The organism is Streptomyces sp. NPDC102441 (assembly GCF_044765585.1).
GTDB lineage: Bacteria > Actinomycetota > Actinomycetes > Streptomycetales > Streptomycetaceae > Streptomyces.
Genome location: NZ_JBIWKH010000010.1, coordinates 133,248 through 156,426 on the forward strand (window position 1 = coordinate 133,248; position 23,179 = coordinate 156,426).

Sequence of the window (23,179 nt, forward strand, 5' to 3'; positions counted from 1 at the left end):
GGACGGTGCGCGTGCCTAGAAGACGAACTCCCCGAACTTACCCGCTCGTTCCGCGAGTTCGAGGCGGGCTGCTGCCGGGTCGGCGACGATGTCCGGGCGCCCGTACAGCCAGGTGACCAGTGCCGCTGCCGCGTGCACGGTGGCCACGGGCTGGCCGGTCAGGTGCTCGGCGATGACGTCGTGGATCTTGAGGCGGCTGGTGGCGAGCGCTTCGAGCTGGTCGAGCGCGGCCTCCCAGTGCTTCGGCGGGCACAGGATCCCGAGGAGGGGCCGGGCGCCGGCCTGCCACTGGTCGGGATCCGGGATCGCGGTGTCCAGGTGTCGCAGGCCTTCGGCGGAGAGGTGGTCGACGACGCAGGGAACCAGGGAGCGCGGTACCCAGCTGGAGAGGACTTCGGCCACCTGCTCCGCCGGGCTGCCGGCCATGGCCTGGGTCTCCACCAGAAGGCGATCCGTCTCGATCCGCGCAGCGTAGTCCTCGTCGCTCTCGTCCGGCTTCTGCGGGCCGAACAGATTCTCGGGCAGGCCGTCCGCGCCGTCCAGCGCGCCCTCCAGATACGACAGGATGATCATCCACGCGTACACCTGCTTGCCGATCTCCCGGCGGGTGTACGAGGACATCCGTCCGCCGCCCATGTCGTCCGTCGACACCGGCCGGGACGGCTCCGGGGCCAGCTCCCGTTCCCGCCGTGCGGACTGGTCCTTCACACGCTGCGCCCGCAGCCGCTTGCCCTTGCCCACGTAGTGCTCCCCCTCGTTACGCAGTTGCGGTGCGATCGGCCGGCCTGGCGGCGCTGCCACCGGGGCCGGGAAGACGCAGGCGACCGGAGCCGATGAGACAGACTCCGCCGCCGACATCGATCGACTGGATGTCATCTTGGTCGGCCACCGCCTGGGCGTACAAGGTGGATGGCCGGTTTACGGCCTCGCCCTGGCTGAGGGTGAGCTGGACGCCGGAGGCCAGGAGCCGGTGACGTACGAGGTGCGCGGCGAGCGGGCCGGCCGCCGATCCGCACGCGGGATCCTCGGGGACGCGGTCGTAGGGGGAGAACATGCGGGTGACCGCGGTGGTGGGGCCGGTAAGGGCGAAGACGTTGATGCGGGCTCGGCTCTCACCGGCGGCGCGGCCCAGGGCGGGGAAGTCGGGGACGATGGCGCGCACGGCCTCGGGGGAGTCGGCGATCACGTACAAGTGCGGGATCCCGGCGTCGTACAGGGTGACCGGCAGCAGACTCTGTTCAAGGCCGAGCACGGCGAGGAGGTGGGCGGCCTGTTTGTCCGGGACGGGTGAGATCTTCGGGAGGGGCTGGCGCATCCATGCGGTGTAGCGGTCCTCGCTGAGGCGGCGGGTGATGACCGGCACGATGCCGACGTTCGTCTCGACGTGCAGCGTGGCCTCGTCGGCGACCAGGTGCTGGGCCAGGACCGCGGCCGTGCCGAGCAGCGGGTGGCCCGCGAAGTCCACCTCGCAGACCGTGGAGTACAGCTTTGCCCTGACGTCGCCACCCGCCTCGGCGGGGCGCAGGAAGACGGTCTCGGACAGGTTCATCTCCAGGGCGATGGCCTGCATCGCGGTGGCGTCCACCGCCGTGAGCTCGGTGAACACGGCGAGCTGGTTGCCCCCCAGCGGAGTATCAGTGAACACGTCGGCGAGGTCGTAGCGCACAAGAAGCCCCTGTTCGGGTCGAGAAGCGCGAGCCGTCGCACTCCCGCCCCATCTGGTGGACACGAGCCGGGGCCCAGTGGCGGCACCCGGAGGGTGCGGATGCTGACGGCCCGGTAGAGCGAAGGCGGAAGGCGTCGGCACGCCGCGCTACCGCATTCCGGCAAGCCATGGGACCACTTCCGTGCAGCGGACGATCGTGATCCCGTGCAATGAAGTCCCCCACGCTATCGGACTGTTCACCGAGGCGCCGGTGATCTCCATCATCGGCGAACGGCTGGCCAGGACCGTCCGGATCGCGGTGGCCGTGGACATTCCGGGCACTGCGCGGCAGCAGGGCCGCCCGCCGCCCCGGGACAGGTTTCGCGGGCGCGAAGGTGCCGTCTAGGGTTGCGGTATGCCTGCGCATCCCCTTGCTGACCTGGCCGCCGCCCTGCGGTCCAAGACGCTCGCCTTCCTGCGTGCCCCGGTGAGCCGCGAGTTCTGGGGCATGCTCGTCGACCAGGGGCACACATTCGTGATGCCGGCCGCGTGGTCGGCCCTGCCCCGCTCTCGTCAGATCGAGGGGCTGCTTGCCGCAGAGGGCACGCGGGTCGCGGACGGCACGACATTCGCGATGGACGCCGCCCTCGTACGAGCAGCGCGCGAAGTAGGCCAAGACCAGTCGATCGCCCTCCCGTTCACCCCGGATGTGCTGCCCGCACCGTCGGGCATGCTCGCCTTCTCCGCCGACGAGCCGCTGACGCATCTCCCCTCGGGGGATCCGGTGGTCGCGGTCACCTGGGGGCCGCCCATGGATGGCTTCTCCCCAGGGGTGCATCTGACCTGGTGGGCACCGATGCGAGAGGACGAGCAGGAGCGGGACGCCGCCGCCCGGGGCCGTCTGATCCCGATCTTTCCGGACTTTGACCTCCACCTGTCCTTCCTCCCGCTCTTCGACACCCGCCTGCACCTGCAGCAGCTGTCCTCCGGGCTGATCTACTCGGCGGTCCCGCTGCGCAGCGTGGTGGCCGCCTGGTACGCCCTCACCGCGGCCGTCACCACGCTGCGCGAGGAACGGCCACAGGCCACCGTCACGCAGGCGCTGAAGGGGCAGAAGGCGAAGAAGCGCGGCGTCCAGGTCGCCACCAGCCGCGGAACCGACACCACACGCCGGAGCATCACCGAGCGCGCCGCGCAGAAAATAGGCGAGGTGAGCGACGGCGAGATCTTCGAACCTTCGCCGGAGCTCGCCGCCACCCCGAAGAGAGCCGATCACGGGGTGTTCGACGCGACGCTCGATCACCAGCTCGAAGCCGGCCACCGGCGGCCCGCTCATATCTACCGGGAAGCGGCCGACCACTGGCACCGCCTGGAGATGCAGGTCACCCAGCGGTACCCCGGTATCTTCGAAGGCCTGGAAGAACTGCGCGCGCAGAACAGCTCGCAGTGGCAGCCATGGTGCTGGATGCCGAGCGTCCGCGTATCCGGGTGGCTCATGAAGATGTACGACGCGCCGGTCGGCCAGGCCTCGTGGGACGGGCCCCGGATCGCCGCGCTCGGGGCCTGGCGCAGCGGAGGGCGCCACAGCGTCCTGACCACACTCCCGCTGCAGGCCACGGCCAGCGACCGCGTTCCCGCAGACCTGACCGAGACGATGCCTGCCCCCGGCCTGGGCCTGGTCATCGACGACAGCGGCACCGTGCACCTGCTGCTCGCCTACCTCGACGAAGTCGGCGAACGCGACACCGCAGACGCCGAACTCGTGCTCATCTCCAACTACGGCGAGCCCACCCGCATGCTCGAGGACATCACCAAACTCACCCTGTTCCTCACCGGGAACGACCTCCTCGACGCGGTGAAGATCACGCAGGCGTACTACGACTACGCCGCGGTCCAGAACGGCACGGAACCCCGTCCCACCGAAGAGGCCCTGTACGCCGAACACGCCTACGCCCTAGGTCTCTTCACCGGACTGCTCGCCGGAATCTGCATGCCTGGAGCCGAGCTGAAGGATGCCGGAGCGCTGACCGGACGAAAACTGCCGGCCCCGTGGCCACCGGAGCCGAACGTGCTCTCCGAAACGACGCTCTGGCTCCTGACCAGGACGCCGACGGCGCACTGAGACGAAGCCCTCACAGCGAGGCGGGACACAGCGCCTGTTGCGGCCCTGAAGCGTCGGGAACGGCGCCCGGAGCGGAAGTGCTCATCGTGACGGAAATGCCTGAGCCTGAGAAGGCGGAACTGCAGATCCCGAAAGCTGCCTTGGAGGCGCTGGCCGCAGCCGTGGAGGTCCGCACCGTCGCCACCGTGAAGGACGCCGGCGGCCTCGACTGGTACTACCCGCTGGGAACGCGGGACGAGGACCACGTCGAGTTCGCTCCTATGCCCGGCGGTGAAGAGGTTTTCCTGCGCATGTCCTCGCACCGGGAGCAGACACTCGTCGTGACGATCGAGCAGTGGTACGAACTGGTCGGCCACATCGTCCTGCCAGGGACAGACGGCTGATTCGACGTCGCCAACGCCGGCGGCCAGATCGCGACGCCTGCCAGCGTGACCGGTAGCCCGTGTCGCTACCGGATGTGATCGACGCTGACGGACAACGAGTGGCCGGTGGGCAGCAGCGCCCGATACCGACGACCCGGCCGGTGCACGCGGGAGTCCGTGTCGGGTACCAAGCCCTCCAGCACGCCTTGCGCGGCGTGATCGTCTTCGACGATCACGTGCACGGTGTGGGACCGGCTGTGGTCGGTGACCACGAGTTCGTCCATGTTGGATTCGGTCTTCTTGGCCCACGCGGTCAGCGACCTCAGTGTGTCTGCTGTCTCCCGGGTGGTCGTCGTACGCTCTGGAAGGGCAGGCATTCCGGGGAGCTGGGGGGCCGCGTTGGTGACGGCGACGACGACGGTATCCGCCCATCGCCCGCGGGCCGAGGCGCCGTAGCGGCCGGTCAGGACTTCACTGACCTTGGGCACCGCTTGCACCCGGGCCGCGATCTGATCTACCGCCAACCGTTGGTCGGCCAGCGGCAGTTGATGGGGGGTGGCGATAATAACGTATGGGCCCTCCTCTCGATCGCGGGCGAAGGTAATGGCCAGCGGTGGCAGCGGCCCGACGTCGTCCAGGAGCTCCGCCACGTCCACAAGTTGTCGCTCAAGATCCCGCATAAGGACAGCATTCCGTAATCGCTGGGGGCCTGTCGCACAGCGACAACCGGGTACTTCGGCTCCACCACTACAAGGCGCCATCGACTCGTAGCCGATGTCCAGGCGGCATGGAGATCACCGGCGGTAGGCGGCGAGTTGCGGCCCTGTCCTCTGGAAGTCGAGGGGGCCCGGGGACATTGGCAACAGCTCCAAGGCCCTGTGCTCCACGGGGCTGTGCCACGGTCAGTGGCGCCATCGCTTTTAGGCTGGCACGGGCCGGCCATGGCCGCCGGTGGGGTCGGGGACCTGTGTTTCTTCGTGTCCGCCGTTACCCGGGTGGCAGTACGGGCACCAGGGGTTGTACATCCGGTGGAAACGGTTGACGAACGTCTGCGCCACGAGAAGGGCGTTGACGGCGATGGTGGTCGTCAGGGAGACGGGCGTACCGCTGAAGGACAGCTGGACCGCGACGGCCACGAGTACGGCGATGCGGTAGAACCGCCGGCCCTTGTGCTCCACGCTGAAGAGCCAGCTCTTCGTAGCCGCGTACTCGGGGGCGTCGACCCGGAACTCGGCGACGCACGGCTCGCACAGGGTGCTGCTGTGCCGGCCGTCCGCGATGAAGGCCGCCAGGACCAGGAAGAGCGCGAAGCTGGTGATGGTGCTCCAGGGGCCGTGCTCCGGGACGAAGACGACCGCGCAGACCATGGTGACGATGGCGCCGACGACGATCCAGTGGCTGCGGTGGCAGATCAGGCGCAGGCGCTGGGCGAGGCGCAGTGAGCGCGCGGAGGGTTCTCGGGGTGGGAGGAATTCGGCGTGCCGGGCCTTGAAGAGGTAGGCGGCCAGGAGGCTGAGGCCGATCCACGTGACGCCTGCGGTCCTGGCGGTGGCGCTGAGCGAGATCGCGTCGTTGGGCTGGTCTCCCCTGTACGGCAGGAGCAGAGGGGTGGCGATGGCGAAGAGCACGAGAACACCGACGGCCAGGGGCCACAGGCGCGCGTAGGCGAGGACGAGCCTGTAGCGGCGTTTATTCAGGACGTCGGCGGTCTTCGTTGCGCGCGGACAGGTGGGCTCGATGCCGTGTCCTCCGACGTGGAAGAGCACGAGGATCAGGATCACTCCCAGGAGTCCCCACGCGCCCACGCTGAACAGCCAGTGCTTGTCGTTGAGTTGGGTCATGACGGAGGCCGCTGGTGCCAGTAACGCGATGAGGAACAGCCCGCGGCATGCGAGCCACGTGACGAAGCGGTTGGTTGAGGCGAAGTAGATCCCGTTCACAGCGTTTTCTGATCCTTTTCAAGAGTGACGTTCAACTTGACGCCCATCGCGTTGGCGATGCGGAGCAGCGTGGTGAGGCTGGGGAGCTTGTTGGCGCTTTCGAGCCGGGAGATGTGCGGCTGCTTCATGCCTGTCCGGACTCCCAGTTCGCCTTGGGACCAGCCGAGTTCGTTCCGCCGGTCTGCAACGGCTTGGGCGACGAGATAGGCCAGGTCGCGTTCTGTAAGCGGCTCGAATTCAGGTTCGAGGCTGGGGGGCGCGGTCGCGTGATGGCGGATGTCGTCCATACCAAAAAAGTTATGTCATACCACTATTGGTATGTCAAAAGTGCTGGTCAGATGCTCGGAAATCAGTGACCGCGCCGAGCAACTCGCCTGTGAGTAGTGCTGTGTGCCCGAGTGAGTCACTCGGCAGGTGTGTCGACGGCCTGTGAGGCGGTCTACCCTCCCGAGATTGCAGACCTTGACCGGTATGTGGTGATCGCCTGGTTGAAGACTTCGCTGACGCGCTCATGCTGTGCGGCCGGGCCCTGGACGTAGATGACGTGGTAGCGGCCGTTGATGATGGCAGCCTGGTTGCAGGCGTAGAGCAGGGCGCCGGTGGCGTCTGTGTACGTGTAGTGGCCCTCGGCGAGAGACTGGTCCGCTCCGATCTCGATGCGTCGCACGCCCTTGGCGGTGCCGTCGGGATCGGCCCGGTAGGTGGCGAGTTCCGGCTCGGTCTTCTGGTAGTCGAGCGGGTCCGGGTAGTCGTCAGCGCTGTCGCGGCCGGGTATGACGATCAGGGTGAGGCCGTCGCGGGTGAAGCGGACGCGGGACCGGGAGGGCTCGGGGTGGCGTTTCCACCCGGCGTCGACGGTGATCTGGAAGCCAGTCCGGTCGTGGCGGGTCGCGCCGGCGGACGACTGGCCTGAGGGGGTGGGTGGATCTGTGTGGTGTGTCGAGGCAGGCGGGGTCGTGGCCTGGGAGTTCGGGGTATCAGCTTGGCCTGTGCGGGACAGGGTGAGCACTGCGTAGAGCGTCGTGCCCAGGGCCAGGGGGAGTGCGGTGGCGGTGAGGAGGGTGCGTCCGCGCAGGCGAGGGGTCGCCCGTGCCCGACGGTGTCGCCCCTGCCGCACGGTTACTGGCCCGGCGGGTCGGAGGCGGACCAGGTGGCCGCGGAAGCGCAGCACCGGCAGCCGCCCGGCTGGCGGATCGGCCGGCTCGCTCGGCGGCGCGGGCTCACGAGCGTCGCGCAGCAGGGAGACCAACCGGGCCTCGGCCTCGATGATGGACAGCCGCTGCGCGGGGTCCTGCCGCAGTAGCGACTCGATGACGGCGCGCATCTGCCCGCAGTCCTCGGCGAAGGCGGGCGGGTCCGCGCACACTATGGTGACGAGTTCGTCGACGTCCTCCTCCGGGTAGGGCGGGTGGCCTTGGAGCGCGCGGAAGAGCAGGACGCCGAGCGCCCACAGGTCGACACCCGGCCCGACCGGCGGCGCGAGCTGCCACGTTTCGGTGACGGGCGCGGCCTGCTCGGGCGCCCACCGCTCGGTGACGGCGCCGATCCGCACGATCCGCGCGTCGCGCGCCCGGCGCGCCTCGAGCGCCGAGGTCGGACCGGGAAAGTCGTCCGGCTCGTCGCCGAGAGCAGTTGGCGGTCCGACGTGGTCCGGGCCGGACGTGGCCGGGTGACCGGCAGGGCGGGAGGGGAGGGCGGCTGTCTGGCGCTGGGCGTCGGCGCGCAGGGCGGCCGACCCGCCACCGCCGCGCGCGTGCGTGAACCCCGTCGGCAGTCGCCCCGGCCAGGGCAACTGCGCTTGAAGCCCGGGCGCGGAGGAGGTTTCTGGCCGGTCGAGGGAGGAGCGGCGAGTGGTCTCGTCGCCGCGAGGGTGGGGGAGCGGCCGGGGTCGGTAACCGCACAGCGCCTCCTCGGCGACGCTCTGCGCGAGGCCGTCAATGAGGACGCTGCCGTCGTCGCCGATGAACACGGTGTCCGCCGTGATGTTGCGGTGGAGCCAGCCGCGCACGTGCAAGTGCCGGAGCGCAAGCAGGATCTCCCGCGCGATCTCGGCGGACCGGAACGGCGTCAGCGGCGTACGGGTGAGCAGGGCCGACAGCGGGCGCGTGCCGACGCGCTCGCTGACGATCCACAGCATCTCGTCCTCGATCAGCACGTCGAAGACCTGGGCGAGATGAGGATGGTCGGGCAGACGCGTGAGGGTACGCACCGCCTCGCATGCGGTGCGTGTGGGTTCTTCCGCCTGCGGGCCGTCTGGCGAAGCAGCAGGTGCGTGCACCAACTGGTCGGTGGTGAGCGTTTCGGGGAGGACGACGCGGGTCAGTTTCACCTCGTGCCCGGTGAGCGTGTCCACACCGTGCACGACGGGCGCATCGGCTATCTCCGGCTGGCTCTCTGCGGGCAGGCGGTACCGCCTGCCGAGCATTCGCGTCACATCGTCATTCATCGTCGTCCTTCTCGGCCCCCGCTCTGCCTCGGTCACGCCCCCTGTCAGGCGTGGCCGAGGCAGAACCGGGCGCCGCCTTCATCGGCTGGTGCCGAGGCTCTGGTTGTCGCGCACCAGAGGGCGCGCGTCATATCCGGCCACAAGGTCCGCGGCGTCGAAGACCGTGGTGATCTGATAAGCCACTGCCTGGGCCACCAGGGCCGGCTCCGGCCGCAGAACCGACTGCGCCCGACGGCACCACGCATCGAACAGCAGCAGGTAGACGTGCAGAATCTTTCAGCCCGTCGGGCCAGGCGGCCCCCTGAACTACGGAGCGAACATCTTCACGATCTGGTCTCCTTCCTCAGCTCCGCCCCCACGGTGGCTTCACGGGAGCGGGCGCCCGGCCAGGTTCGCCGGGCCCCTGCGCCCAGACCGCCATCGGGCTGCTCATGCCGCCGGTTCGAAGCCGATGCACGCGAGGGCCTTGTCGTCGGACACCTTGTAGCGGGGGTGCTTGATGCCGCTCGGGTCGTCGTCGTGCTCGTAGGCGTGGATGGTCTCGACCACCTGCTGGGGTCCGATCGCGGTGCAGGCGTCGGCGAACGCGTCCCAGGACCAGAGCCCGTAGGGCTCGACACCGGCCAGGGCACCATCCGTCATGACCCACATGCGCTTGATGTCCGAGACCGGCCAGGAACGCACCACGGCATGGTGGGCAGCCGCCGACGTGGCCTCGGCCACCCAGTACGCCAGCGGGTCGCCGACCTGGTTGATGTGCTGCATCTGGTGGCCCCTCAACTGCTGAATCACCCGGCGGTGTTCGGGAGCGCTGAACCCGCACCCTGCGCGGAGCTGTTCGAACATGACGTCCCGGGCGGGGGAGCGGCGGACGAGGGTCTCCAGGCGCTCGTCGCGCAGCACCTCGAAGCCGTCGCGCTGCTCGACGACCACGGGCGTGTCGCAGAGTACAAGCGCGTCGACCATGTGGTCGTGGGGGCGGCGGCGCACGATCGCCACGGTGGCCGCCGGCGAGGCGCCCGGGACCAGGCTGTACTTGCCGGCTACCGTGGCGAGGGCCTCGTGAAGCGTGGCGCGCAGGTCGAGGTGCTGGGCGCGCTCGTGAACGGAGATGACCTCCTCGCCGAGGGTCTGGGCGTACCAGCCGCCGCGCGGGGTGTCATCGGTGAGGGTGGAGACGCCGTCGAGGACGACCACCAGGGTGGAGTCGGCATTGACGAGGATGCGGTCCTCGGACGGGCGGCCACCGCCGGAGAGTTCCCCGGTCGCTATCTGCACAGGATTGCCTTTCATCGTCTTCGTACTGAGGTCAGGGGCGGCACGCATCGGTGCAGCCGACGGGGAAAGGACTACGCCTGAGCGCCGCCTTTGCCGAGCGGTACTTCGGCGATCACCGTCCACGTGTACCTGTCGCGCCAGGCCTGTTCCTGGTCGACGAGGACGGCTCGGGTCACCGTCATCCGGGGGCGCGGCGGGCGGAGCTTGACCAGGGCCCGGGTCAGTTCGTCGTGATCCCACTGGGCGCCGCTGTACGCCAGGCTCAGATGCGGCCAGAACCGCTCGGGGGCCTTGGGCATCGTGTCCGCGCCGACCACGCTTTCGGTCGCGCGCCGCAGCGCCCAGTACAGCTCCGAGATCCGGTCCTCGGGGTAGATCGCCGGCACGATGCCGTTGTGGATCGCCTGTGCCGGTCCGATCTCGATCTCGAACGGCTCGATCCCGGCCAGTGCCTGCCGTGCGACATCCGCTACCGCGGCCGCTGTCCCGGCCGTCAGCGGACCGACCGACTGAAGCGTGGCGTGCAGCCACTCCGCCGGTACCGGGCTCAACTCAGCGTGCTGAGCAAGAAGGTCGGCATGGGCCCGCACGAAGTCGTGCACGGCGGGCTGGTCCTCGAACAACAGATGCCAGTGCACCCGCCGTTCCCCCTCGGACCAGTGGTGAGTCCCCCAGAAGTCCCGCATCACGCCTCCCCGGAGATCTTGGACGGGTCGATCTCGCAAATCACCGGCAGATGATCCGAGGCCTCCCTCGCGGCCGGACTCGTGTGCGTGCTGTAGCTGACCAGGGCCGGCACGACGGGCCGGGTGGCATACACCAGGTCGATACGCCGCGCACCCCACGGGTCGGGATCACCCTGCCCGTCCTCCCAGTGCCCGACCGTCGCCTGCCACGGCACCCCGAGATGGGCGGCGGCGTCGACCATGAACCCGCGCCGCAGGAGGACCTCGCTCTGGCGGCGGTCGGCCAGCTGCGTCTTGCCGATCGTCCCCTCCAACAGCTGATATTCCAGGTCGTCGTGGTCATGGTCGAGGTAGGGCTCGGGATCGTAGTACTGCTCGCCCTCCGGCCCGCCGACGTTCGCGGCCGACAGGGCGTTGAAATCCCCCAGCACCAGGCCGGGCTTGGCGCCGCCGGTGGTGCGGAAGGCGCTCTTGATGCGGAACGCCTCGTCCCGGCGCCAGTTCCCGCGGAACGGATCGCCGTGGTACGAGGCGACCGTGACCGGCTCGGCGGACCCGATGTCGAAGCGCACCGTGGTGAAGCCGTGCCAGAAGTCCGGCGAGCCGTACGGGCGGAAGCCTCCTGCGACCGGCTTGACGGTGCTGGGGTTCCACAGGAGTGCCGTGTACCAGCCGCGCGCCAGGTTGTTGGCCATCGCGGCGGGGCCCGGTGTGCCATCGGCGCGCAGGGTGGTCGCGCTCAGCCCGGTCTCGGCGGCGAGCTGCTGGATGACCGTCGATGCCTCGGTCGCCCACTCTTCGGACGGCCGGGTCTCGTCGACGATCACTTCCTGGAGGGCCAGGATGTCCGGGGCGATCTCGCCGATGGCGGTCACGCGCGCTTTCCATGAAGCGGTGTCGATTGTGTCGTGGCCGAGCTTGTAGGCGTTGAGGTTGGCAAGACGTATGGTCCGCACGAAGTCCCCTTCTGCTATGGGCTGTTGGTTGATACTGGTGTGCTGGGTCTGGACGGGCCGGCGGCACGGGCGGGGCGCGTGCCGAGGCGAACGGTGCGCTCATACGTGCGTCGCGCGGAGTTCGGTAACCGGGCCGGCCGCCGCGCGGGGGATACCCCACCGTTCGTGCGCCCAGCGGGCGGCGAGTTCGGCCTGCTGGTAGCCGCTCTCGCCCCAGCCCAACAGGGCGGCCGCCTGGTCAGGGGTGGCAAGCAACCGGGCGAAGACGCGGCCGGTGGCTGGATCCACCCCGGCCGGCCCGACACCTGTGACGGGGGCCGCCAGGCGGAGGCGTGCGCACGGCCCGATGCCCCCGTAGACTTCCCCCGTCGCGTCATGGACCCAGCCGAGCCGGACGATGTCGTCGCCGATCGTCACCTGAGCCTCTTCGATCGCCTCGCGCCGCAGCGTCTCCTCGGGCGAGGTGTCCGTGGTCTCGACCGTTCCTCCCGGCAGCGCGGGGAGCCGGTTGCCGGGGTCCACGACGAGGATCACGCGGCCGTCCGGGACGAACAGCCACCCCCACGACTGCATCACCGGTAACCCCGCCGGCACCGGTTCCGGGTGCCAGGGCCACGTGCGACCGGCCCGGGGCCGGACATACACGTCGTGGCGGTCCAGCGGCGGGACCTCACCGACGTGCCGGCCGCTCTCCAGGTGCGCGGTCGTGCCGGACAGCCGGGCACGGAGCGCGGCGAGCATGATCTGCCCGTCGACCGGGATCATCCGTTCGCGGGCCTGCGTGGAGTCGACGAACTCGAATCCCAGCAACTCGTCGGCGGGCACGCGCAGCGCCGCCATCTCCTCCTTGGTGAGGGTGCCGCCGTCCAGGATGTACCGGACCTCACCGGGCACGGTCATGCCGGCATCGATGTCCGGATGATCCGGGGGCAGCCAGTGCACGGCCAGAAGCCGACCCGGCGTCCGCTCCATACCGAGGTCCTCGCGGACCTCCCTCACCCACGCCTGCGCGGGGCTCTCCCCGGGCTCGGCGCCACCGCCGGGCAGCAGCCACTGCTCACGGTAAGCGGGCTGCACCAGCAGAACGCGGCCGAGCGGATCGGTGAACAGGGCCGCGGCACTCATCCAGACCGCGTACCGGGAGCTGGCGTACTCGGCCGCCGTCATCAGCGGCTGGCCGGGTAGAGCGGTGGCGATTTCGTGTTCCGCATCCATCAAGTGCTCCTTGACTTCGGTCGAGCGGGTATGGGGATCGGACGGCTGGGGCAGGTCCTGCTGCCTGCCCTGGAGTCGTTGCGATCCGACAGCGGCCGGTCAGGCAGTGAGACGGCGCGGATCGCCCGGGACGGGCCCGAGAGTGAGACGGATGAAGTATTCGATACCGATGATCTTGTGGCGACTCTCTTCAGACAGGCGGGCGAGGATGCCGGGCAGGGACCGCTCGCGGGCGGTTTCGCCTTGGTGGGCGCTGATAGCGCGCCACTTGGTCGCCGCCCACGGGGTGATGTCGACGACCGTGGTCACATACGTGTCCGGGACGCTGAGCAGGCTCTTGCCGACACCTGTCAGCAGGGGCCCCAGCTCACCGATGCCGCTGTCGGGGTGGGTGGCCGCGTACAGGGCGCGCGGCTGCCAGGGAGGCCCGGCGTCGGGGTAGAGGTGCAAGAGTCCTGCGGCTTCGACGGCGAGGAGGGTGATCTGGTGGGTACGGCGGTGGTCCGGATGCCCGGTCAGTTGTCCCAGTGCGTCGTGCGTGACCACGACGTCCGGGCGGAACTCCCGCAGGTGGTAAACGACTTGGCCCACGGCCTCGTCGAGTGGCGCGTCGACGAGCCGGGCTTGGCCGGGGGCGGATGAGGGGTTGCGGGCATCGGCGTAGCCGAGCATGCGCGGCTTGCCGGCGCCGAGGACGTGCGATGCGGCGGTGAGTTCGGCCGCGCGGGCGCTGTCCGCCGCCCAGGTGGCGGTGACGACGGCCGTGCTGGCACCGGCGGCGGCGTGCTGGGCGAGCACGCCGCCGGCCAGCAGGGACTCGTCGTCGGGGTGTGCGAATACGCCCATCAGGGACGTGGGATCGGATGGCGTCACGGAATGCCTCCTGCTGGCGACGGGAACGGGCGTGGGCGGCGGGATCAGATGACGGGCGGTCGGCCTGCTCTGGTGAGGCGCCACACGGTGCGCCAGCTCATGGGATTGCGGATCTGTACGTGGCGCAGGGCCCATCCCTCTCGCATGCCGGGAAGCGACTCGCGGATTCCGCGGTGGCGCAGTGAGCGGGCCAGCGTGATGGTGGTCCATGCCGTCAGGTAGAGGGGGATGAGGGGCCCGGGGAGGTTGCGGTAAGCGACCGTGATCCGGTTGCGTGCCGAGAGCCTGTGAAACAGGGCGTGGCGGGTGGGGCTGGTCAACGGGTGGTGCATCCGAAGGGTGGCCGCGTACCAGCCGGTCCATCCTGCCGCCCAGCACCGATACCCCAGGTCAAGGCCCTCGTGGTACAAAAATAGGCTCGCCTCCCAGCCTCCGAGCGCGTCGAAGACGTCCCGGCGGACGAGGACGACCCCCTCGGTCATCGTCGTGATGACCCCGGGCCTGTCCGGGTGGCCGGCTCGCAGGCGGGGCACCCAGCGGCGCGGGGTGGTCACGTCGTCAGGGCCGGTCAGCCGCGGCTGGACGTAGGCGGCTTCGGGATGCTGGTCTGCCTCGGCGACCAGGCGGGCGAGCACGTCGGTTCTGGGGAAGGTGGCGTCGTTGTCCAGGAAGAACAGGTAGGTGCCCGGCCGCCCGGATTCTGCGAGGGCTCGGGCCCCGGCGTTGCGGCCGCCGGGAATGCCCACATTCGTTTCCAGGACCACTGCGCGGGCGCCGGCGGGGACGATTTCGGGGACGCAGCCGTTGCCGACGACGCAGATCCGCAGATCGACACCGTGCTGGGCCAGCAGCGTTTTCTGCGCGGCGCGTTCTGGCTCTGGCCTGTCATTCATCGTCAGCAAGACCACGTCTACGACAGGGAGGTGCTGTGCTGGGGTGTTCCCCTGGGCCGGGTTCATGAGGCTGCCGAAAGTGGCTTCGGGACAGGAGTGCTGGTCGTGAGCAGGGTGGTGGCCGCGAAGTGAGGCCGGCACATCCGTTCGCGGCTGGCCGGATCCCGGCGCGGAGTGAAAGCCGTTCGCCTTTCGTACCGTGCAGTGGGCTCCGTCATGACGGGCTGCCCAGGAGAGCGGCCGCTCCCGCGTGCAGGAGCTGTTTACCCGCCCGCCGCCCGGTGCGGGCCGGGTCGGTGGCGGGTCCGGACGCGGTCGTGCGGATCGGGGTGCCGCCGGCCGGGTCGAGGACGACGGCGTGGACGGTCACGCTTCCGGCTGCAGGGTCATGGACGGCGTGGACGGAAGCGGCGGTCAAGCAGTCGCCGTGCAGGGTGGCGAGCGCGGCGCGCTCGGCGTCCAGCACGATGCGAGTCGGGTGGTGGGTGAGCGGGGCCAGTAGGTGTGCGGTGGTCGGATCGTCGCTGCGGTGCTCGACGACGATGATCCCTGCGCCCGAGGCGGGCAGCCACTGGGCTGGATCGAGGATCTGCGAGGCCCGTTCGGCAAGGCCCAGGCGGTGCAGTCCGGCCAGTGCGGCGATCATGACGTCGACGCCGAGAGTTCCGGAATCGAGGCCGGACAGCCTGCTGTCCGCGTTCCCTCTGATTGCCACGGGTTCCAGCTCGGGGTAGAGGGCGCGAAGGAGTGCTGCCCTGCGGGGTGCGCTGGTGCCGACCCGGGTGCCGGGCGGCAGTTCGGCGAGCGTGGCCGGAGCGTGCCCGGAGGGGAGAACGAGGACATCGCGGGCGTCCTCACGGGGCAGGACCGCACCGACCGTGATGTCCGGTGCCCGGTCGTGCGGGCTGGGCAGATCCTTCGCGCAAGCGATGGTGGCCTCGACCCGGCCGTCCAGGAGACGGGTGTCGGCGGAGCGGGTGAAGGCGCCCTTTCCGCCGATCTGGCTGAGCGGGCCGCCGTGCCGGTCGCCCTCGGAGACGATCGTGACGATCTCCAGGAACGCCCCGGGGTGACGAGCCCGGAAGAGGCCGGCGAACTGCGCGGTCTGCTCCATGGCCATGGGGCTGGGCCGGGTGCCCAGCCGTAGCGGCCGGGTGGTGACGGTGCTGTTCATATGGTGGTCCGGCTCTCGAGATGGGTCAGCTGGTGGTGTGCAGCAGAGCAAGGGCCGACTGCAGGGTCTGGCCGGGGGTGTAGGTGGTGGTGTCGATGACGTGCCCGCTCCGGTGCAGCCAGGTATCCGCGGCGTGGCGGTAGTCGACGGCCCGGCGCCGCCGGTGGATCCGCACAGCCTCGCTGCGCGTGGCGTCACCGGGGTACTCCCGGCTCGCCTCTATCCGCTCGGCGAGTGCTACGCGCTCGGCGTGAAGCACCAGATGGTGGAAGTGCGCGTCGAGCGTCCGAAGAGGGCCGAACAGCTCGTCGGCGTAGCCCTCGTCGAGCACCGTCATGGGGACAAGAACGGGCCCACCGGTGTGCCGGTGCAGTTCGGTGACCAGGTGCACGGTCAGGGCGCGCCAGGCCGGGTAGCCCTGGTAGTCCGCCGCCCTGGTGGGGTGGTCGGCGATGCTGCGGCGCAGCAGGGATCCGACCTCTTCCGGGTCCGCGACGACGGACCCGGACAATGCCTGGTGCAGCAGGGCGGCGAGCTGGGTCTTGCCCCCGCCGAACGGGCCGTTGATCCAGACGATCATGCTCTCTCCGCTGCGGCGACGGCCCCGGCCGGTGCAACTGGCCTGGGCACCTGAGCGTCACGGCCGGGCCAGCGGAAGACCAGCCGGCAGGCGGGTTTGTCCAGCACGTCACCGGGTGGCAGCTGATCGTCCGGGGTCCCGGCCGGGTGGACACTCAAGGGCGGGTACCCGCTCGCCCGCACTTCCCGGTCCCACGTGCGCACGCACGCGGCGAACCGCTGCGCCAGCTCCGGGGCGGCCGGTCCGTAGGCGTGGATGTAGAACTCCGTGCGGGAGGCACCGGGTTCAGGCGCATCGTGAATTTTGACGTGGGTCAGATAGGCGAGAGAACCGTCGGCCACGACCGCGGCCGCGTCCCGCTGCGTCACGAGTTCGGAGCCCTCCGGCACGGTCAGCCGGCAGAACCCGGTAAGAGTGCTCGCGGCAAAGAGCTGCAGCGTTTCGAAATTGAACTGACCGGCCACGACGAAGCCCGTGGCGAGCTCATGCCGCTGCCCGCGCAGGGCCTCCTCCAGCCCCCTCGTGTCATCCGGGACGCCGTGCTCCCACCGCACCGTGACGGCCCCGCCGGCCAGATGGGCCACGGGGGCGGTGCGTGCGGCGGCGCCGCGATCCCGCACGAACCCGCAGTACGTCCAGTGCTGCGAGCGCAGGATGTCGCCGCGCCGGACCAGGGTGATCGAGCGGGTGTAGCCGCCGACCTCCAGGGGGACGACCAGCCTTCCGCCTTCGGCCAGTTGATCGCGCCAGGCCGGGGCGATGTCCGTCGCGTTGTGAGTGATGATCACGCCGTTGAACCCGCCTGCGGGCACGTGTCCGGGCGCACCCTGGCCGCCGTCGCCGAGGACGGCCGTGACGCGACCGCTCCCGGCCTCCGCGCACAGCCGCGCGGTGCGGTGCACGACATACGGATCGAGATCCACCGTCACCACCCGGCCGCGTTCCCCGACGATGTGCGCGAGCAACTCCGCGTTGTACCCGCCGGCCCCGACCTCCAGCACGCTCATGCCCGGCTCCAGTCGGAGTTGCTCGGCCATGTCGGCCTGAAGCCAGGCCGCCGAGACCGAGCTGACCGCCGTTCCGGAGTCTTCCCGGACCGTCACCACGGCGAGGTCGTCGTGGTAGGCCGTCTCAAGCGGGGTCTCGGGTACGAAGCGGTGCCGGGGTACCTCGCGGAGCGCGGCCTGGACCCTCGGGGAGGGTGCCCAGCTCTTCTGAATCACGATGTCCGCCATCCGCTCGCGCAGCCGGATCGCCTCGGCCGGTTCGCCCGGCACAGGCGGGACAGCGGAGATGCACGGGTAGGAGTGCACGGCTGGCAGCCCCGGCAGAACTCCCGGCCAGACCGCGTTCAGCGAGTGGGCGGAGGGCAGGAAAATCGTTCCCAGGGTGGCCAGAGTGTGCAGGGGGTGCCACTCCCAGCGGATGAATTTCTCCGGCTCCCGCAGTACGAGTTCGCCGTCCCAGCCGGTGATGCGGACCACCGGGGAGATGCGGCGCATGTCCAGCCGGTCGTCGTGCAGGACCGTGATGACGTGGGCATTCTCTTCCCGGGCTGTCAGCCCGGTCTCCTCCGCCAGCTCCCTTACGGCCGCGCGTTGTGCGGACTCGCCTTTCTCGATGCGGCCTCCGGGGAGCTCCCACATGCCACGGGTGGAGCGGCCCAGCAGGACCCGCCCGGAGGCATCGGTGACCACGGCCGCAGCACCCACCACCGCTTGCGGGGTGGGACGCCCCTTCTCCACCGCGGTGAACGATCCGCCCGCCCCGCGCAGCACCAGCACCGCCAGGCCCTCCGCGTCGAACCTCACGGCCTCGTCGAAACCGTCCGTGATCAAGCTGAGCTCATCCTCGTCCAGTGCGATATGCCGCCGCTCTGGCGGAGTGTGTTCCACGACCGGCGTGATGACCACGAGCGCGCCGCCCTCGCGCAACTGCGCGCCCAGAGCATGCAGGACGGACGTTCTATCTCTGAAGAAGGCGGCGCTCAGCCGCATGGCGACCAGGTCGTATCCGCCCTCGTCCCCCTCACGCGGGCTGGGCAGTGCGTCGTGCTCGATGTCCAGGCCAAGCCAGCGCACCCCCTGCACTGTGGGGTACTCCGCACGGGCCCGGGCGAGCGCGCCCTCGGTGAAGTCGACCGCGTCGACCTGATAGCCCATGCCGACCAGCGCGACGGCAAGTTCGCCCGTCCCGCATCCGACATCGAGGGCCCGTCCACCCTCGGGCGCCGGGACGTGCTTGGACAGCAATGCCCGCTCAGCGTCACTCAGAGGACGAAACCCCTGACCCCCGTGATAGTGCTCCTGCCACGCTTCCTTTCGGACCTGCCTCAACGCTCTGCTCTCCTCGTCGTCATGCTGTTCATCAGGTCTGTTCACCCCGCATCTGCGGGCGGCCACCGAAGCCAGCGCTCGCGCCCGCCCGGACGATTCAGGTCCAGTTCTTCAGCCCGTACAGCGCGGCCGGCTGCTCCGTCAGCAGAGCCCAGTACCGGTCCCCGAGGCTGAAATGCCACCATTCCGTCGCATAGTTCACGAAGTGTGCCGCTGACATGGCGGTGGTGAGCGTCGCCCTGTTCGCCCTGGCCGACTCGGAGATGTTCGGAGCGTCCGTGAAACAGGCACCTTCGCTGTCCTCAGGATTGGCGTTCATCGCTGTCCCCATGTCCAGCTCCCGGCCCGAAGCGTCGACGAGAGTCAGGTCGACAGCGGCGCCGGCGCTGTGCGGGGCGATCTCCGGGGGCGACACGTAGCGGCTGGCAGCGGTCCGCACCTCCTGCGGCGTCCAGCCCGGATGCAGTGCACGCAGGCTCTGCGCGTACCGCTCGAAGTACGTCTGCTGCAAGGCCGGGGGTCGGTAGCCCTCGACGACCAGCAGACGCAGACCTTCGGGCAGTCGCCGCTGCGCATCCAGCAACTGGTCGCGGACGCGTTGACGCAAGTGGGCGAAGGCCCCGTCCGGGTCGCTCCTGCGGTCATCGACCAGCAGTGCGGTCGGGCCGGAGCGGACATCGACGAGAGGCTCGCCGCAGTCGTCCACAGGAATGGCGGCCACCCGCGGGTCAGCCATCAGGATGATGCTCAACTGCTCCCCCAGTCGCAGGAGTCGAAGTAAGGGGCCGTACCGGTCAGCGGAGCCGCCGTCACCACGTCATGCCCGCCCGGGTCCGGAACGATCGACCGGATCGATGCGTCGGGAAGCTGCTCGCTGTCGTTCATGGAACATCTCCTGCCGACGAGTCGGATGGACAGTGCTCGGCGCGCAGCCGGGCCAGAGTCCGTCGGCCCCGCTCGGCAAGCTCAAGATCGCCGTGGGCGACACCGAAGGCGATCCCCGACACCGAGTCCAGGGCGGATTCGATGACCAGGCGCGCCTCTTCGGCGCCGGTCAGCCGCCGCCCGTAACCGGCCCAAAACGCCTCGTAGACGTCAGGACGGGCTGCCCAGGCATCGGACAGGCGCACCAGATCCCGCACGGCAGGGCCTGGCTCGCTGCGCTCCAGGTCGATGACGGCCACGGTCTCGTCCGAGGCGTACATGATGTTGCGAAGCTGGAGGTCACCATGGTTCTCCACCCACTCCAGCGGTGTCAGGTCAGCCGCCCGCCCTACGAGCTCGCGGACGAAGGCCTCGTCACCGGGCTCGAGATGAGGCCGTGCCGCGTCGAGGTGCCGATCGGCCTTCGCCACAGCCGGGCCACTGCCCGCAGGGGCCGCGCGCGGCGGAGCGCTCTCGTGAATGCGACGGGTGAGCGCGCCGACCCGACGGAACACCGCGAGCTCCTTCGCCAGCGGCAGGACAGCCCCGTACAGGGGGCGTCCGGGCACCGCGGTGAGCACGACGGCGCGCAGCTCTTCATCGGCTGCCACCAGTCGGGGGGCGGCATGGCCCAGCAACGAAGCCCAGGTCCGGTACGCGGTCACTTCCCGGGTGTGGAACTTCTCATTTTGGTGCACCTTCACGTACCAGGTGCCGCCCTGGGTGCCTCCGACCCGCCATACACGGCTGGCCTCCCGCGCCCACGACGTGTCCGACCACTCGGTGATCCGTCCGACCGCCTGCTCCGCGAACTCCACGACGGCCGCTTCCGGCCGGCCAGCAGACTCCCGGAGGGGCATGTCCGGCACGAGACGGAGACGATCGGCGGCAGGGTCGTAGGCGATGGCATCGCCGGGCATCTGGAAGTGGATCGCCAGCCGCGCCCCGACCTTGTAGGCATCCAGGCCGGCCCGGCAGTACGCCACCATCCCGGCGGGCAGATCGCCCAGGACGGTCCATTTCATTGCGTCGCAGACATGCGGCTCAGCGATCCGGGCATTTCCCTGCCACCGCCGGACTTCGAAGAAGACGCCGGTTCGAGAGGACCCGCCGGGACTGCGGTGATGCACGGTCAGCGCGGCACACACGTCGGCAGGGTTGATGACGACGCTTGTTTCCTCCCGGGCCTCACGCACCAAGGCGGCGACGACGTCTTCATGCGGTCCGTCCAGGCGGCCAGACGGCAGATGCCACAGGCCCGCCGCGTACACCTTCCCGGCCCGCCGCGAGAGCAAAACTTCAGGTCCCTGGTCGGTATCCCTGCGCAGGATCAGGTGGACGTCCACCTGCTCGGTGTGCCTCTCCACGCTCATCGCGCACCCCCCGGACGCCGGGCAAGCAGAATCGTGAACGTGGCCTCCTCGACCAGAGATCCGTCCACCGCATGCGATTGGAGCAGTGCGAGGGCCTCATCCTCGAACGCCTGGTGCCGCTCGGCGAAAAGGTCCGACCCGGCGAAGGACGTGGTGCGCAGGTAGCCGAGTACCGCCTCCGGCGTCCAGATGCGGGAGACGGGGAAAGACTGTTCACTGACGTCGCTCCACGCGGACGCGGCGAGGTCCTCCTCATACGAGCGGCGCGGCTCGGCGTAGGAACGGCGGGCGCCCGCCCGGCGCTCGGAGCCCAGGTAGTGCTGAATCAGCGCGCGCAGTGCATGGGTCCAGTCAGCACCGTGGGTCCATAGGCTCCCGTCGCCCATGATCGCCACTGCGGCACCCGGCGTGGCGACCCGGTCGGCCATCTCCAGGACCACCGGACCGTTCATCCAGTGGTAGGACCGGCAGAAGGTGATCAGGTCCGGTCCGGAATCCGGCTCGCCGGGCAGCGTCGCGAGCGGCTCGTAGGCGTCGGCCGCCGCGTGGACCAGGGTGAGGGTGCAGTGGCCGAGCACGGGGGTGAGGGCTTGCCTGGCCTGGTGCAGCATCTGCGGGCTGACGTCGACCGCTTCGATGTGCGTCAGGCCAGCTCCGGCGGACAGGAGCGCGAACGGTACCTGCCCGGTACCGGTGCCCAGGTCGAGCAACACCGGGGACGGCCCGCCCCGCAGGACATCGGCGAGCAAGCCCACCGCGGCGTCCGGCAGGCCGGGCCGGTAGCGGGCGTAGGTCGCGGCTGCGGCCGCGAACAGCGCCTCCATCTCTTGCGGGAGGCCCGGAATGGGCCCGTCGGGGTAGGTCACGAGGTGGCTCCCTCATCGAGCGGGTGGGGGGCGGGGAGTTGCCAGGACAGGCGTCCGCATTTGGAGACGGCCCGCTGCCCGCCGCCCTCGTCGAAGAAGAGACGGAAGCGGTCGGGCGAGCCTGCCGCTCGCCACCGGACGGCGAGATCCTGGAGCTCCATCCAGATGTCGCGCGGCCCGTTGGTGGTGACGCTCCAGCGCCGGTGGCCCACCGGCTCCACACGCATCCAGGACCCGCAGCCGGGCGCGCCGATCACCAGGTGCTCGGCGCCGAAGTCCCGCACCAGGCCCCGGAGCAGATGGTCGGCCGCCAGCCAGAAACCCCGGTCGGTGTCCGCGGGCGGTGCCAGCATGCTCCGCTGCGTCCAGCTGCCCGGCTCGGTGTTGATGAGTTGCCGGAACTCCTTGCTGAGCCAGATCCGCTCCATGCCGTGCCCGGCCCGGTGGGCGAACTCCACGGCCCGCAGCTCCGCGTTGAGGTGTCCGCCCGCGGAGCGCTCGACGACGGCAAGGGACGGCCACGACGGGGACGCGGTAGTGACGTGCGCCAGCAGCTTGCCCCCGGGTGCTAGCTGTTCGATGAGGGCGCCCGGTAGACGCGCCACTGTGTACGAGACGAAGATCCGGTCGTACGGTCCCCGGTGCCGGATGCCGTACTCACCGGTGCCGCACGCGACGGCCGGCTGGTAGCCGAGGTTGCGCAGACGCACCGTGGCGGCATCGGCGATGTGAGGGTCACGGTCAAGCGTTACCACGCCGCCGTCCCCGCACACGTGGCACATCACCGCGGCGCTCACCCCCGCACCCGTGCCGACATCCAGCACCCGCATGCCCGGCTGCAGGTCCAGCAAGTCAAGCAGCGAAGCGGTCAGGCTCATCACCGTCGACATCGACGTGATCGACCCGTTCGACCGACCGCCGCGTGCCCGGCCGACGATTGCCTCACCGCTGTGCTGAATGAGCACACTGCCTCCGCCGTACAACAGCGCAAGCAACTCCTCGCGGTCCGGCGGCACGGCCCAGTCCAGCAGATCCCACTGGGGCGGCGTCTCCCCGGGCGCACTGCGCCGAACGTAGGCCTGGGGCATCAGCACCTCGCGAGGCAGCGCCGCCAGGGCGTCATGTACGAGCCCGGTACGCAGGTCGCCGGCCGTCAGAAGCCGGGCGACCATCGCCGCCCGAGCGGCGATGGTGCGCTCCTCGAACTCCGCCTCGGTCGGTTCGACAGCCTCGTGCACGGCGTGTTCAGACACCGCGATGTCCTCCAAGAGGGAATCAGGCGTGGACCGGTGGCGAGGCGGGGCTCCAGGCCCGCCCCATCTCCGTGCAGTAGCTGCCGTGGTGGATGCCTCGGACACGGCGGCGGAGGGCACCGTCGGATCCGGAAGATCGCCGATCGGCCGCCACCCCTGGCTCAGGTGCGCCGAGCTGTGCGTCGCCACACCCGGCAAGTACGCGGGAAACCGCTGGGTCCCCTTCGACGACGTCTCAGCTGGAGGGCGGGTGAGGA

General features: G+C 69.9%; 23 protein-coding genes. 3 read left to right on the forward strand and 20 right to left on the reverse strand.

The window, feature by feature from the left end; genetic code table 11:
• Window positions 1-15 precede the first annotated feature (15 nt).
• On the reverse strand, window positions 16-741 hold the full coding sequence (locus ACIREO_RS22760; protein ID WP_404113136.1) for a hypothetical protein: 726 nt from the start codon (window positions 739-741) through the stop codon (window positions 16-18).
• 16 nt (window positions 742-757) lie between these two features.
• A complete protein-coding gene (locus tag ACIREO_RS22765; RefSeq protein ID WP_404113138.1) occupies window positions 758-1,666 on the reverse strand; it encodes a PhzF family phenazine biosynthesis protein in 909 nt (302 codons plus the stop codon).
• 181 nt (window positions 1,667-1,847) lie between these two features.
• On the opposite strand from ACIREO_RS22765, the gene ACIREO_RS22770 reads away from it, so the two are divergent.
• The 3 genes from ACIREO_RS22770 (at window position 1,848) to ACIREO_RS22780 (ending at window position 4,150) form a co-directional block, all read left to right on the forward strand.
• Complete coding sequence (locus ACIREO_RS22770; protein ID WP_404113140.1) at window positions 1,848-2,051, forward strand: hypothetical protein; 204 nt, start codon at window positions 1,848-1,850, stop codon at window positions 2,049-2,051.
• Window positions 2,052-2,060: 9 nt separating this feature from the next.
• Window positions 2,061-3,767 carry a hypothetical protein gene (locus ACIREO_RS22775; RefSeq protein ID WP_404113142.1) on the forward strand — a complete coding sequence of 569 codons (1,707 nt, stop codon included), beginning with the start codon at window positions 2,061-2,063 and terminating at the stop codon, window positions 3,765-3,767.
• Between the two features lie 95 nt (window positions 3,768-3,862).
• The gene (locus ACIREO_RS22780) at window positions 3,863-4,150 is read left to right on the forward strand and encodes a hypothetical protein (RefSeq protein WP_404113144.1); all 288 of its coding nucleotides are present in this window, start codon (window positions 3,863-3,865) and stop codon (window positions 4,148-4,150) included.
• Between the two features lie 65 nt (window positions 4,151-4,215).
• Here ACIREO_RS22780 and ACIREO_RS22785 read toward each other — a convergent pair whose 3' ends face one another.
• From ACIREO_RS22785 to ACIREO_RS22870, 18 genes are all read right to left on the reverse strand, one after another.
• Window positions 4,216-4,809, reverse strand: a complete 594-nt coding sequence (locus ACIREO_RS22785; RefSeq protein WP_404113146.1) for a hypothetical protein — start codon at window positions 4,807-4,809, stop codon at window positions 4,216-4,218.
• 240 nt (window positions 4,810-5,049) lie between these two features.
• Window positions 5,050-6,069: a hypothetical protein gene (locus ACIREO_RS22790; RefSeq protein ID WP_404113148.1), complete on the reverse strand. Its 1,020-nt coding sequence runs from the start codon at window positions 6,067-6,069 to the stop codon at window positions 5,050-5,052.
• Window positions 6,066-6,356 carry a helix-turn-helix domain-containing protein gene (locus tag ACIREO_RS22795; RefSeq protein ID WP_404113150.1) on the reverse strand — a complete coding sequence of 97 codons (291 nt, stop codon included), beginning with the start codon at window positions 6,354-6,356 and terminating at the stop codon, window positions 6,066-6,068. Before ACIREO_RS22795 ends, ACIREO_RS22790 begins: the two co-directional genes overlap by 4 nt.
• A 152-nt stretch (window positions 6,357-6,508) precedes the next feature.
• Window positions 6,509-8,515 carry a protein kinase gene (locus tag ACIREO_RS22800; RefSeq protein WP_404113151.1) on the reverse strand — a complete coding sequence of 669 codons (2,007 nt, stop codon included), beginning with the start codon at window positions 8,513-8,515 and terminating at the stop codon, window positions 6,509-6,511.
• A 429-nt stretch (window positions 8,516-8,944) separates the two neighbouring features.
• Window positions 8,945-9,841 carry a hypothetical protein gene (locus tag ACIREO_RS22805; RefSeq protein WP_404113153.1) on the reverse strand — a complete coding sequence of 299 codons (897 nt, stop codon included), beginning with the start codon at window positions 9,839-9,841 and terminating at the stop codon, window positions 8,945-8,947.
• A gap of 23 nt (window positions 9,842-9,864) precedes the next feature.
• On the reverse strand, window positions 9,865-10,479 hold the full coding sequence (locus tag ACIREO_RS22810) for a 2'-5' RNA ligase family protein (protein ID WP_404113155.1): 615 nt from the start codon (window positions 10,477-10,479) through the stop codon (window positions 9,865-9,867).
• Window positions 10,479-11,435: an endonuclease/exonuclease/phosphatase family protein gene (locus ACIREO_RS22815; protein WP_404113157.1), complete on the reverse strand. Its 957-nt coding sequence runs from the start codon at window positions 11,433-11,435 to the stop codon at window positions 10,479-10,481. The genes ACIREO_RS22810 and ACIREO_RS22815 overlap by 1 nt, the downstream gene beginning before the upstream one ends.
• Before the next feature lie 99 nt (window positions 11,436-11,534).
• Window positions 11,535-12,650 carry an NUDIX hydrolase gene (locus ACIREO_RS22820; protein WP_404113159.1) on the reverse strand — a complete coding sequence of 372 codons (1,116 nt, stop codon included), beginning with the start codon at window positions 12,648-12,650 and terminating at the stop codon, window positions 11,535-11,537.
• Between the two features lie 99 nt (window positions 12,651-12,749).
• Window positions 12,750-13,496, reverse strand: coding sequence for a PIG-L deacetylase family protein (locus ACIREO_RS22825; RefSeq protein WP_404113544.1), 747 nt, complete (start codon window positions 13,494-13,496; stop codon window positions 12,750-12,752).
• A gap of 71 nt (window positions 13,497-13,567) precedes the next feature.
• Entirely contained in the window at window positions 13,568-14,416 is an 849-nt protein-coding gene (locus ACIREO_RS22830; RefSeq protein WP_404113161.1) for a glycosyltransferase family 2 protein, read from the reverse strand.
• 214 nt (window positions 14,417-14,630) lie between these two features.
• On the reverse strand, window positions 14,631-15,590 hold the full coding sequence (gene hemC, locus ACIREO_RS22835) for a hydroxymethylbilane synthase (protein ID WP_404113163.1): 960 nt from the start codon (window positions 15,588-15,590) through the stop codon (window positions 14,631-14,633).
• A 25-nt stretch (window positions 15,591-15,615) separates the two neighbouring features.
• Window positions 15,616-16,170 (reverse strand): AAA family ATPase, encoded by a 555-nt coding sequence (locus tag ACIREO_RS22840; protein ID WP_404113165.1) that lies wholly within the window; start codon window positions 16,168-16,170, stop codon window positions 15,616-15,618.
• Entirely contained in the window at window positions 16,167-18,506 is a 2,340-nt protein-coding gene (gene fxlM, locus ACIREO_RS22845; RefSeq protein WP_404113167.1) for a methyltransferase, FxLD system, read from the reverse strand. Before fxlM ends, ACIREO_RS22840 begins: the two co-directional genes overlap by 4 nt.
• Before the next feature lie 97 nt (window positions 18,507-18,603).
• Window positions 18,604-19,242, reverse strand: coding sequence for a M15 family metallopeptidase (locus ACIREO_RS22850; protein ID WP_404113169.1), 639 nt, complete (start codon window positions 19,240-19,242; stop codon window positions 18,604-18,606).
• A gap of 11 nt (window positions 19,243-19,253) precedes the next feature.
• Complete coding sequence (locus ACIREO_RS22855; RefSeq protein WP_404113171.1) at window positions 19,254-19,391, reverse strand: hypothetical protein; 138 nt, start codon at window positions 19,389-19,391, stop codon at window positions 19,254-19,256.
• The gene (locus ACIREO_RS22860; protein WP_404113173.1) at window positions 19,388-20,803 is read right to left on the reverse strand and encodes a phosphotransferase; all 1,416 of its coding nucleotides are present in this window, start codon (window positions 20,801-20,803) and stop codon (window positions 19,388-19,390) included. The genes ACIREO_RS22855 and ACIREO_RS22860 overlap by 4 nt, the downstream gene beginning before the upstream one ends.
• Complete coding sequence (locus ACIREO_RS22865) at window positions 20,800-21,669, reverse strand: class I SAM-dependent methyltransferase (RefSeq protein ID WP_404113175.1); 870 nt, start codon at window positions 21,667-21,669, stop codon at window positions 20,800-20,802. Before ACIREO_RS22865 ends, ACIREO_RS22860 begins: the two co-directional genes overlap by 4 nt.
• Window positions 21,666-22,922 (reverse strand): protein-L-isoaspartate O-methyltransferase, encoded by a 1,257-nt coding sequence (locus ACIREO_RS22870; RefSeq protein ID WP_404113177.1) that lies wholly within the window; start codon window positions 22,920-22,922, stop codon window positions 21,666-21,668. The genes ACIREO_RS22865 and ACIREO_RS22870 overlap by 4 nt, the downstream gene beginning before the upstream one ends.
• Window positions 22,923-23,179 lie beyond the last annotated feature (257 nt).